Origin of the sequence: Diplocloster hominis (assembly GCF_032380655.1) — a bacterium.
Classification (GTDB): Bacteria; Bacillota; Clostridia; order Lachnospirales; family Lachnospiraceae; genus Diplocloster; species Diplocloster hominis.
The window spans coordinates 38,883-49,107 of the sequence record NZ_JAWDIY010000035.1 but is presented as its reverse complement, the minus strand read 5'-3'; the positions used below and the strand labels follow the sequence as shown (position 1 = coordinate 49,107).

13 protein-coding genes are annotated in these 10,225 nt (G+C 45.2%); 1 reads left to right on the top strand and 12 read right to left on the bottom strand.

Annotated features, from left to right (window positions below; genetic code table 11):
* Positions 1 to 781: 781 nt before the first annotated feature.
* Positions 782 to 1,696: an RpnC/YadD family protein gene (locus ABC831_RS22090; RefSeq protein WP_343250237.1), complete on the top strand. Its 915-nt coding sequence runs from the start codon at positions 782 to 784 to the stop codon at positions 1,694 to 1,696.
* A gap of 116 nt (positions 1,697 to 1,812) precedes the next feature.
* On the opposite strand, the gene ABC831_RS22085 is transcribed toward ABC831_RS22090, so the two are convergent.
* The 12 genes from ABC831_RS22085 to ABC831_RS22030 all read right to left on the bottom strand — a co-directional run bounded on the left by ABC831_RS22085 (position 1,813) and on the right by ABC831_RS22030 (position 10,216).
* Positions 1,813 to 2,205 (bottom strand): ribosomal maturation YjgA family protein, encoded by a 393-nt coding sequence (locus ABC831_RS22085; protein ID WP_343250236.1) that lies wholly within the window; start codon positions 2,203 to 2,205, stop codon positions 1,813 to 1,815.
* Positions 2,206 to 2,496: 291 nt separating this feature from the next.
* Positions 2,497 to 3,531, bottom strand: coding sequence for an FAD:protein FMN transferase (locus tag ABC831_RS22080; protein WP_343250235.1), 1,035 nt, complete (start codon positions 3,529 to 3,531; stop codon positions 2,497 to 2,499).
* Positions 3,528 to 4,199: a DUF4405 domain-containing protein gene (locus tag ABC831_RS22075; protein ID WP_343250234.1), complete on the bottom strand. Its 672-nt coding sequence runs from the start codon at positions 4,197 to 4,199 to the stop codon at positions 3,528 to 3,530. Before ABC831_RS22075 ends, ABC831_RS22080 begins: the two co-directional genes overlap by 4 nt.
* Positions 4,200 to 4,244: 45 nt before the next feature.
* Positions 4,245 to 4,373 carry a hypothetical protein gene (locus tag ABC831_RS22070; RefSeq protein WP_343250233.1) on the bottom strand — a complete coding sequence of 43 codons (129 nt, stop codon included), beginning with the start codon at positions 4,371 to 4,373 and terminating at the stop codon, positions 4,245 to 4,247.
* Between the two features lie 26 nt (positions 4,374 to 4,399).
* Positions 4,400 to 5,152, bottom strand: coding sequence for a flavodoxin (locus tag ABC831_RS22065; RefSeq protein ID WP_343250232.1), 753 nt, complete (start codon positions 5,150 to 5,152; stop codon positions 4,400 to 4,402).
* An 18-nt stretch (positions 5,153 to 5,170) separates the two neighbouring features.
* Entirely contained in the window at positions 5,171 to 5,707 is a 537-nt protein-coding gene (locus ABC831_RS22060; RefSeq protein ID WP_343250231.1) for a flavodoxin family protein, read from the bottom strand.
* A gap of 21 nt (positions 5,708 to 5,728) precedes the next feature.
* Positions 5,729 to 6,487 (bottom strand): flavodoxin, encoded by a 759-nt coding sequence (locus ABC831_RS22055; protein ID WP_343250230.1) that lies wholly within the window; start codon positions 6,485 to 6,487, stop codon positions 5,729 to 5,731.
* A gap of 13 nt (positions 6,488 to 6,500) precedes the next feature.
* Positions 6,501 to 7,271: an EFR1 family ferrodoxin gene (locus tag ABC831_RS22050; RefSeq protein WP_343250229.1), complete on the bottom strand. Its 771-nt coding sequence runs from the start codon at positions 7,269 to 7,271 to the stop codon at positions 6,501 to 6,503.
* 32 nt (positions 7,272 to 7,303) lie between these two features.
* Complete coding sequence (locus tag ABC831_RS22045) at positions 7,304 to 7,837, bottom strand: flavodoxin family protein (RefSeq protein ID WP_343250228.1); 534 nt, start codon at positions 7,835 to 7,837, stop codon at positions 7,304 to 7,306.
* A 15-nt stretch (positions 7,838 to 7,852) separates the two neighbouring features.
* Positions 7,853 to 9,043 (bottom strand): iron-containing alcohol dehydrogenase, encoded by a 1,191-nt coding sequence (locus ABC831_RS22040; RefSeq protein ID WP_069430352.1) that lies wholly within the window; start codon positions 9,041 to 9,043, stop codon positions 7,853 to 7,855.
* 22 nt (positions 9,044 to 9,065) lie between these two features.
* A complete protein-coding gene (locus ABC831_RS22035) occupies positions 9,066 to 9,476 on the bottom strand; it encodes a cupin domain-containing protein (protein ID WP_343250227.1) in 411 nt (136 codons plus the stop codon).
* Positions 9,473 to 10,216, bottom strand: a complete 744-nt coding sequence (locus ABC831_RS22030) for a carboxymuconolactone decarboxylase family protein (protein WP_095170703.1) — start codon at positions 10,214 to 10,216, stop codon at positions 9,473 to 9,475. Before ABC831_RS22030 ends, ABC831_RS22035 begins: the two co-directional genes overlap by 4 nt.
* Positions 10,217 to 10,225: the final 9 nt, after the last annotated feature.

The window sequence follows — 10,225 nt, the reverse complement described above, 5'->3', positions numbered from 1 at the left end:
CGGAACAAACTCGCCACAGGACGGCTCGGACAGTGTTCCGGGCCCTGCGAGGTTCTCCCGACTTCTGCGTAAGCCGTTCTAAGGCCCGGCCTCAAGTGATTTGGCCCCGCGAGATTTGCCGCCCGGCTCCCGAAGGCGCGCCCCTTACCTCTCAGCCCTGCTTTATGATATGCTTTGTTTCAAGTTCTTATAGATTGGGGGGGAGGCTGGATAGTGTAGAACTGGATATATGGTGTAGTGCGATAGGGTGTCGGTTGGAATTTGAGGTTCTTGGTGTTCATAGTGGATTACGTTTTGCGGACAGTGATGATGGTCTGGAATCGCTTTTTGCTGCAGGAGTTTCGATTCTTTTGTAGAGTTGGTAAAGGTGGGAAAGGATGTCGCTGTGAGATTTGCCGGCTGACTGAGAGGGTAGGCTTTTTTATTTTTCAGTTTTTATTCTATGATATTCTATTGATGGTAGTCGCTGGAAATAGTAACTTTATATATCTTTTATAAAATTTTTATCTTTACTTTATTGTAATCTAATTTATTTTATTGTAATCTAAAAAGAAATCGTTCATATTATAAGTGTAAAATATAGTAGAGATTGTAAAAATTCTGATGACTATTTTTCGTGCTGTGTATGTATGCGGCTAAAAAACGGCTGCTGCGTGCTTTTCGCTTGAAATTTATTTCCCTGAATTCATTTGTTTTGTCTTATGAGGCGATTCTGCCGAGTGTTTTCCCTGGTGAGTTGGAGAATATCAATTGAAAAATCTGAAAAGGAGGTTTTTTGCCTATGTCTGATTATCCGGAGCCTGTTACGGCATATAAGGACCGTATGTTTATCCATCTGTTTTCTGACCGTATCCGACTGCTCCAGCTGTATAATGCTGTTTGCGGAACCGAATATGATAACCCCGAAGAGCTTCAGGTAAATACCCTGGAGAATGTGCTGTACATGAATATGAAAAATGACGTGTCCTTTTTGATGTGTCAGGAAGAGCTGTCGCTGTATGAACATCAGAGCACCTATAATCCTAATATGCCGCTGCGTGGTTTTCTGTACATAGCCAGGTTGTATGAAAAGTTAACGAAAGGTACAGGATTATATTCGACCAAACAGATACGCCTGCCTAATCCTCAGTATGTGGTATTTTATAACGGCCTGGCAAAAATGCCCCGGGAGTCTGTTATGAAATTATCGGATGCGTATATAAAGAAGGAAGGAGAACCGGAACTGGAATTGCGCGTAAGGGTCATTAATATTAATTATAATGTGAATCCGGAATTTTTGAAAAAGTGTCCGATTCTTTTGGATTATAGTTATTTCGTGGAGCTGGTACGGTCTTATCAGCAAAGTTTTCCATTGCAGGAAGCCATCCGCCGGGCTATAATAAAAAGTAAAGAGGAGAACGTGCTGAAGGATTACCTGGAGGAACATGGTTCGGAGGTGGAAAATATGCTGATGACGGAATACAGTCGGGAACTGGACATCGAAGTGAACCGGAGTGAGGCGAAAGAGGAAGGGAAAATGGAAGGGAAAAGAGAAGCCATTCTATTATTATTGGAGGAGTATTCCCTGTCGGTTCCTCTGGCGGACAGAATCCGGAGGGAAGAGGACCCGTCGGTTTTGGACGGCTGGCTCAAGGCTGCGAAGAACGCATCGTCACTGCATGAATTTGTGGAATTGACCGGATTAGACGGTTATTGAACATAGCGTGAAGGCAGGCAATGGGCCGCAGGGGAACCTGGGACTGGCTGCTGTTTGGGTACTTCCGGAGTGGCAAAGAGCGATATCCGTTGATAAGGTACAAAAGACTATGGTATTTATTTCTCCTTCAACCTATGTCGGTATAGGAGCAATTCATAGAAACCCAGTAGGATGCAGCCAGCCGCATAGCAGGCAATATCTTTCCAGTCAAAAACCGATCCCAGTATGATGCGGACGAACTTATTCCTGGCAAGACCTAACAGCTCGGCGAGATCAAAGTTCTGGGAAAACTCAACTAAAGCGGAAAACAGAAAAATGAAAACCGGTAAAAAGCGGCATCGAATAGGTTGAAAGACACGGATAAAACAGTAAATTACGACAACCACCAGAATATCACCCAGATAAGGACGTATGAATTCATCATGAATATAGACAGCGATAAATACTTCCGTCATAAACAGCAGTAAAAACAGGGATAGATACAGGATGCGCCATTTTGTTTTACTCATATGTGAGGTCTCCTTAACCGTATTTGTTATAAATGAAATCAGCAGTCTGGTGTATCCATCATATCACTGGTTTTAAGATGGTATCAACATGTATTATTTTGATAATTATATAAGTTTCATCTCAATAATATACTATAAATCAATTACGGTTCTTGATGAAGTAGAGCAGGAGATCATATTCTTTCTTTGTCAGGATGACCGTTTCATTCTCAACAATGGCCTGCCCCTTGCGGTATCTAACATCAAATTTCTATGGTTTATATGAAACCCCCTCTCCTAAAATAAATGCTTTTACAAATTTATTACATTTATCTTCGTATTCTTGCTTTCCTCACTCAAAGAAAAATTATCTTTTATACCTTCGGTAAGATAGATTTCCCCATTCTCCATTATTAAAATCATATCGAAGTTCTGATGTTTTTTCCAATAATCGCTTGCATTTTCAAGTCCCATAACAAATAATGCCGTAGATAATCCATCACAGAGTTTTGCGTCTTTTGCAATAACAGTCACCGAAGCAAGTTCATTTTCCGATGGATGGCCGGTAGCAGGATCTATAATATGCCCGTATCGCTTTCCGTCCTTACCTATGAAATATCGCTCATAATTACCAGATGTCACAACCGCACAGTCAGAAATACTTAAAACTCCCAAATTGCCGTCTGAAAGCGGGTTTTTCAAACCAATTTTCCAGTCACTGCCGTCTGGTTTTTTACCTATCATTTGAACACTGCCCCCAACATCAAGGAGTGCAGAGTTAATTTCATTCTCTCTTAAAATTTCTGCGACCTCGTCACTTGCATATCCTTTGCCGACTGCGCCTAAATCAACTTGCATCCCTATCGGCAGGGCTGCCGTATTCCCACTCAGTTCCACGTTCTTGTACCCAACCAGTTCCATGCTCTGCGCTATCTCTTGTTCTGATGGGATGTTTCGTTCTTCAGTTGTAAATCCCCATGCGGCCAGTACCGGGTAAATGGTCGGTTCTAATGCACCGTTTGTCTTTTGGGCAACCTCCAAAGCGAAAGAAAGCAGAGCGGCGGTATCATCGCTTAACAATAAAGGCTGCCCCTTGCTATGATTAAGCGCATAGATTTCGCTTTTTTTATCTGTTACCGACCACAAATGCTCCAATTCCTCAATTCGTTTTTGTGCCGTTGCAAGAGAAGCGTCGGCATTTTCGCCGGATGCGGTCAGCTCAATATAAGTGTCCATGGCAAAGAAGGAAATCGTTTTCTCGGTATCTGTCTCATTTTGCTGCGAAGAACATCCCAATAGAGATAATAAAAGAATAACGGTTGCAATTACTTTTTTTCTTTTTTTCATCGCTCCCTGCTCATTCCTTTATTCAGCCATTTTAACGCTGATGTAACATAGTATCCAAGAAATACAAACAATCCCATAATTGCTATGTAGTCGATAAAGAAAAAAAATAAGGGTTCACCAAAATCAAAATAGACAAATGTATTTTGTAATGTCATATAAGTGCCTATTTCACGTTTTATAAAAGCTATGATACCATATCCGGCGAAAGCAACGGCCAAAACTCGTAATATAACGGGGCGTTTCGCTGAACGCTGCACCCTGTTTAGAATCATGCTCCAGTGCTGTCCTAAGTGAAAGGACATCAACACGAACCCCCAGTACGAGGTTAATAAATGGAGCGTCCTGCCCCAACTCCCGCCGCCCTCTATTGGCAGGAACGAAAAAACAGTGCGTGAAAGCGCAATGCCGCTGATGATTAAGCCGAGCGTACATAGCAAAAGGAGAATATTGACGATAGTCTGGTAAATTCGTAATGCCGTCCATCTGCCTTTTACCAGTCCCTTGAACCAGTAAAAATTTAGCAGATAATGTCCAACAAAAAGCAGAGACATCATCACGCCTAACCACTCGTGTGCTGTTTCTCCAATTAAGGAATATGCCATTAACAGCGGTATAAGTACCACCATCAAACTATCAACCAACATTCTCCATTTTGCTTTTACGCTCATTTCAGGACTCCATTCAAATTGAAATTTATCAGACATCGTTCAAGGTTATTGGCGCTGTTGCAGATTTTGAGCGGACGCTTGTGACTGCGGAGGCGCCGATTGACTACAGGCGGACAAAGCGAACAGCCGTGCGCCTGACAACAAAATCCCTAAAAAGTGCTTGGATTTTTTCATTCCTGCACTACCTCCATTCTTCTTAATCAGAAGGGTAAAGTGCTTACCCATTCGCTGATTATGCTGTCAGCCTTATCTATTTCGTTCCATGAAACAGTGGCAGGGGTATCAAAGACTGCTGCATCGGGTTCCAGTTCAGCAATCGTCTGAATGGTATCGGATGCCCGACTGCCGCCATGGGCAACAAAAGGAATGATTGTCTTGCCGCTAAAGTCATATTCTTCAAAAAAGGTGTACATTGGCATCGGCAAATCCGCATTCCAGTTAGGATAACCGATAAAAATAATGTCGTAATCATCTAAATTTTCGATGTGAGTCGATAACTCCGGTCGGGCATTGTCAGCCTTCTCTTTATAGGCGAAATCCAGCATCTCATCCATATCGTCCTTTGGATATTCTTGAGCGGTATCAATGAAGAATAACTCTCCGCCAACATAGCCTTGAATGAGATTTGCCAGATACCGAACATTTCCATATGTGCCGTCATCTGATTTTGTGCGGCTTGCCCTCGCCACCGTATCCACACCGTCATTGAGAGGAACGGTAAAATAGGCAATTAAGATTTTCCCTTCACCGTTTTTGGCTTCCTCTTTTGCTCCAACCGTTTCCGTATTGCTTTCTGCCGGTACATTATTGGTTTCCGGAGCAGTAGTCGGAGCGGTTTGCGTCTCTCCGCTTATATCTGACCTGCCGGAACAGGCAGTCATAATCAGCAGCATTGTCAACACAGATAATAGGAGCAGCAGCTTATTTTGTTTTGCTTTCCGTATTTTTCTCATGTAACCTCCTTGATTTACTCATGCGCATTTTCCCATTTCGTAGGCTTCGCTCATCACAGGCGTGGCTTTGATCGTGCCGGGTTCATAAACACCCTTTCCATAAATCACGCCCATTTCCTTAGAGCCCTTCAAACAGGCGGCAAATCCACGGAAACACTCCAGGGTGCAATCCATCACGGTTTCGCCATCCTCGGCGGCAGTCATAATGTAATAAAATTCCTTGTCTAATATATTCGTCCACCTTGCCACGGAGCGGTCGATAACTGCTTTCATCTGTGCGTCAATGGAATAGAAGTAAACAGGACTTGCCAGCACGATCACATCGGCTGCCAGCATCTTGTCCAGAATCTCGCTCATATCATCCTGAATGGCGCATTTGCCGCCGCTCTTTTTACAATAGTAGCAGGCGTTGCAATAGCCAATTTTTTTGTCGCGCAGAAAAATCTTTTCCACCTTGTTTCCGCTTTCCTGCGCGCCGCGCAAAAATTCGTCGCACAGAAGATCAGAGTTTCCGCCCTTACGGGGGCTGCCGGATAAAATTAAAATATTTTTCATTCTAAACTCGTCTCCTTACTTTTAGAATCCAAGTCCGTCAAGCCAACCAATAATGTCAGCTTCCGCATCTTGAATGTTATTTCGGCTGATAGATAATCCATCCTCATCAACATTTGCACCTGACTCCAAGTCCTTAATCGTGCTGATCGTATTTGAAAATCCACTGCCGCCATGGGTATTAAAAGGAATGATGTTTTTCCCGGAAAAATCGTACTCGTCAAAAAAAGTGTACAGGATCATTGGCATATCTCCCCACCAGTTGGGATAGCCCACGAATATCGTGTCATATTGATCCAGATTTTCGATTTGAGCCGCAATCGCAGGACGAGCTTCATCGGTCTGCTCTTTCTTAGCCTGATCCACAAGCGCCGAATGGTCAGTTGTATAAGGTGCTTCAGGTTCAATACGGAACAAATCCGCCCCGGTGTTCTCTGCAATCACCATTGCCATGTACTGCGTGTTACCCAGTACCTCACCGTTGATAACCACTGTACTGTTCTCTTGTTCCTCGGTCATATTGTCAGGATCGGTGGTTTCCGGCACAGAGAAATAGACGACCAGTGTTTTCGCATCAGCTTGACTGTCAGATCCGGTAGGCTCCGATGCCGAGGGCTGCTGCTCATTTGGCGCGGTGCTTTCCTTGGAAGTGCTGGAGGATTCCACTTCACTTTTTGAAGTCTGCCCCGCTCCTTTGTCCGCGTCAATGGCAGCGTTATTTCCGCAGGCAGCCAACGTAAATATCATCATAACCGATAGTGCCATGCTAATTACTTTCTTCATCGTTCACCAACTTTCACAAATTCGTTTGATCATTTGCCGCAATAATTTCAGAGAGGGCAATCTGTTCATTTCGGTATCGGGCATTCGGATTCTTTTCCGGCATATTCAGCGCAATCGCTTTCTGTGGGCAATGGTGGATGCAGGCCATGCAAGCCTGACATCCATCTTCCTTTTGTATCGCCTTACCGTTTTTTATCTGAAAGCAATTTGCCGGACAAACCTTTTCGCAGATTCCACATCCGATACAGGCTTCCGTAATACGGTAAAGATTCTTCCATCTTTCTGCGGGCGGCTGACTGCTTCGTGACAAAAACTCCTGATGCGCCGCACGGTCTGCATCGGTGGCGGGCTGAATCCCATATTTATGGTTTTGGATATCCAGTCTGATGGCCGCTATCTGCTCATCCACTTTTTTGTCCAGCCTGCGTTCTTCTTCCATATCGAAAGCAGGCAAAAAGTTGTCTGCCATTAAAACAGTATTGATATAAGCAGCCGCAATTCCTAAACTCCCTGCTAGTTCATCAGCAAGTTCCGCAGCGCCGCCGTGACGTTTCCCGTAAGTAAGCACCATATAGAAATATGCCGTCTTAAAAGATGCTTTTTTCAAAAACTCCCGCACCATTGGCGGTACTTCATGCCCGAAAATAGGGCAGACAATTCCTATGGTTTCATCCTTAAATGACAAATCCTTTTGATGGATGATCTGTGGGATGCTGATCGGGCTTTTATCCAGTTGCTTCGCCACATACAGGCTATTGCCCGTGGCGGTAAAATAAAATATCATTGCAGCCTCCTTCCTCTCTGATCTGAAAACAATCAGCAGTCTTTTCCGTAATGATAGGCTTCCTCCAGCGCAGGATTGCCCTGAATATCGCCAACATGGAATGCCGAACCATAGACTTTGCCCTTAACAACAGAGCCGGGAACACAGGCGACAAATCCCTCCATATCGTTCATGGTACACTCCATCGCGTGTTTGCCGTCAGCAGCCGTAGCGATCAGGTAAAATTCCTTATTCTTCATTTTCCCGCCACCGGCCAGCGTGCGGTCGATCATCACCTTCAGTTGCGCAGAAATGGAATAGTAGTACACCGGCGTGGACAGCACAATGACATCAGCAGCGATAATCTTATTCAGGATTTTAGCCATATCATCTTTTTGGACGCAAGTGCCGCCGTTCTTCAGGCAGGCTTCACAGGCGATGCAGGGTGCAATTTTTTTGTCCCGCAGGAAAACTGTTTCCACAGAATGCCCTGCTTCTTTTGCTCCCTTTACAAACTGTTCTACCAGCGTTTCGGAATTTCCACCCTTACGAGGGCTTGATATGATTGCTAAAATTGTTTTACTCATAATTGCTTCCTCCTATTATTTGTAAGATTCCTGATAGATGGCAACGCAGTCCGCATTGCTCAACATACAGGGATCATTCTCAAAGTTTACGCCCAACGTATCCTTGGCGTTCTGAGCCATTTTTTCAAATTCATCAGGCGTAATGCCGTAGTCGGACATCTTTAAGTCGGCCACGCCGCAGTCTGTCTGAAGCTGTTCCAGCGCCGTAATGAAATCCTCCGGCTGATTGGCCGAACTCATCCCCATCAGCTTTGCCATCTCGATAAAACGGTCATCGCAGATATGTTTGTTGATAAAGAAACGATAAAAAGCCTTGGAAATCATAATCAGGCCAGCGCCATGGGGAAGATTCTCATGGTAGGCGCTTAATGCGTGTTCCAGAGGGTGGGCGCTTGTGCAGGAGCCGACACACATCTGAATGCCGGAGAGGTAGCTCCCGAATGCAACCTTACCCATAGCCTCTACATTTTCCGGCTCGCGGATTGCCGCTGCCAAATTTTCGCTGACGTTTCTGATTGCTTCGCTGGCAACCATTTTGCTCATTTCATTGCGTTTATTGGAGATAAACCCCTCTGTGCTGTGGAACAGCGCGTCAAAGCCCTGATAAGCCTTAAACTTGGCGGGAACACTGAGCATCAGTTCCGGATCAATGATTGCGAGAACAGGCATCGTGCCGGTGCCAAATACTCCCGTCTTTTCCTCTGTTGCCGGATTGGTAATAACAGCGCCCGCATCGGTTTCGGAGCCGGTTCCGGCAGTCGTTGTAATCGCCACGATGGGAAGGGACGGAACCGGCGGCCACTGCCCTTTGCCTGTTCCAAACATCACATAATCCCACAAATCATTGCTGGGATTCGTTGCCATGATGCCAATGGCCTTAGAAGCATCTATTACAGAACCGCCGCCGAGCGCAACGATGAAGTCGCAGCCGTTCTCTTTTGCAAATCTGCCGCCTTCCTCCACAACCGGCTTGGTGGGATTGGCAGAAATCTTATCAAAAATCACATATTCCACACCGGCCTGCGCCAGCTCATTTTCCAGACGTTCCAGATACCCATTGCTGCGGGTGGACTTTCCGTTGGAGATGACCACCAGCGCCTTTTTCCCCTGCACAGCACCCATGGGGGCGTTAAGCTGCGTATGAAGATTGCCCAACTGTCCTGCTCCAAACATTGCATTTGTAGAAATTCCAAAATTAAAACTCATTGTTTTTTCCTCCTGATTTAGATTATTTTAAGACAACGTATTCGTCCGTTACAGGCTCCAGCCATTCACAGCCTACATTTTCTGCTGGAACGGATATTGCGATATGAGAAAACCAACTGTCGGGGGCTGCCCCATGCCAATGCTTTTCCTCCGGCAAAATATTGACGACATCTCCGGGGTGAAGTTCTCTTGCTTCCTGTCCCCATGCCTGATAATAGCCCCGTCCCGCAGTACACAGCAGGATCTGTCCGCCGCCATGATGGATATGCCAATGATTCCGGCATCCCGGCTCAAAGGTGACATTGGCAATCCCGATCTGCTGCTCTGACAAATAACTTAGGTAGCTTTTCCCGATAAAATACTTTGCGAACGCCGTATTTTCTTCTCCTACCGGAAACGGGCTTTCGCTTTTTATATCTTCCAGACGATTCATTTTGCACCTCCTGCGTTTTCTTCGTTTTCCTTTACAACCTCATTGATGCAGCGCAAAGTATTGAGTGTCCTCGGATAACCGATATAGGGCATACACTGTGACGCTACGGCAATCAAAAACGCCTTGTCGTTTCCGACTGAAAAATTTCCGTTGATATGCCCCTTTAGCTGTGGCTCCGTACCCTGTGCGGACAAAAAACAAAAGGTAATCATTTCCCGCAGCTTTTTGTCCAAACCGTTCCTCGTATAATAATCGCCAAAGCAATTCGCAGCCAGCCAGCGGTTCATATGACGGGTTTCCACCGGGCCGGATTTATAGAAATCTTTCCAATCCGATCCGAAAATATCAGCCTGTGCCTGACTCCCTTGCTCAAGCCTTGTTTCAGGTGTGGTAGTGGCCTGCCCTGCGGTCGGGAGGGCAATTCCCATATCTGTAAGAACATCATTTGTCGCTTTCAGGAAAGGGTATACCCGGCCAATTCCCAAGTAGGCAACCGCTTGGTATACGGTTTCTTTCACTTCAACCGGCGAAACATCCTGCTTTAAGGCTTCACGCAGTACATCTTTGTACAGGTCAATTCCCTGACAACCAAGAAGGGTAGCTAAAATTGCCAAACAGCGTTTTTTTTCGTCAAGTATAACCTCCGGTTCCTTTACGGCCTCATGTTCGGCAAAGGCTTCAAACAACTGATAAAATTCAGGATCAGTTGTTTGAAATCTTGAAAGATAGTTGTTTCTCATTTGATAAAC

Bases quoted from the DNA above. Each gene is read 5' to 3' on its own strand.
- ABC831_RS22060 (WP_343250231.1), bottom strand. From the start codon at position 5,707: ATGAAAAATATTTTAATTTTATCCGGCAGCCCCCGTAAGGGCGGAAAC.
- ABC831_RS22080 (WP_343250235.1), bottom strand. From the start codon at position 3,531: ATGAAAAAAAGAAAAAAAGTAATTGCAACCGTTATTCTTTTATTATCT.
- ABC831_RS22050 (WP_343250229.1), bottom strand. From the start codon at position 7,271: ATGATATTTTATTTTACCGCCACGGGCAATAGCCTGTATGTGGCGAAG.
- ABC831_RS22040 (WP_069430352.1), bottom strand. From the start codon at position 9,043: ATGAGTTTTAATTTTGGAATTTCTACAAATGCAATGTTTGGAGCAGGA.
- ABC831_RS22070 (WP_343250233.1), bottom strand. From the start codon at position 4,373: ATGAAAAAATCCAAGCACTTTTTAGGGATTTTGTTGTCAGGCGCACGG.
- ABC831_RS22045 (WP_343250228.1), bottom strand. From the start codon at position 7,837: ATGAGTAAAACAATTTTAGCAATCATATCAAGCCCTCGTAAGGGTGGA.
- ABC831_RS22090 (WP_343250237.1), top strand. From the start codon at position 782: ATGTCTGATTATCCGGAGCCTGTTACGGCATATAAGGACCGTATGTTT.
- ABC831_RS22030 (WP_095170703.1), bottom strand. From the start codon at position 10,216: ATGAGAAACAACTATCTTTCAAGATTTCAAACAACTGATCCTGAATTT.
- ABC831_RS22085 (WP_343250236.1), bottom strand. From the start codon at position 2,205: ATGAGTAAAACAAAATGGCGCATCCTGTATCTATCCCTGTTTTTACTG.
- ABC831_RS22055 (WP_343250230.1), bottom strand. From the start codon at position 6,487: ATGAAGAAAGTAATTAGCATGGCACTATCGGTTATGATGATATTTACG.
- ABC831_RS22065 (WP_343250232.1), bottom strand. From the start codon at position 5,152: ATGAGAAAAATACGGAAAGCAAAACAAAATAAGCTGCTGCTCCTATTA.
- ABC831_RS22075 (WP_343250234.1), bottom strand. From the start codon at position 4,199: ATGAGCGTAAAAGCAAAATGGAGAATGTTGGTTGATAGTTTGATGGTG.
- ABC831_RS22035 (WP_343250227.1), bottom strand. From the start codon at position 9,476: ATGAATCGTCTGGAAGATATAAAAAGCGAAAGCCCGTTTCCGGTAGGA.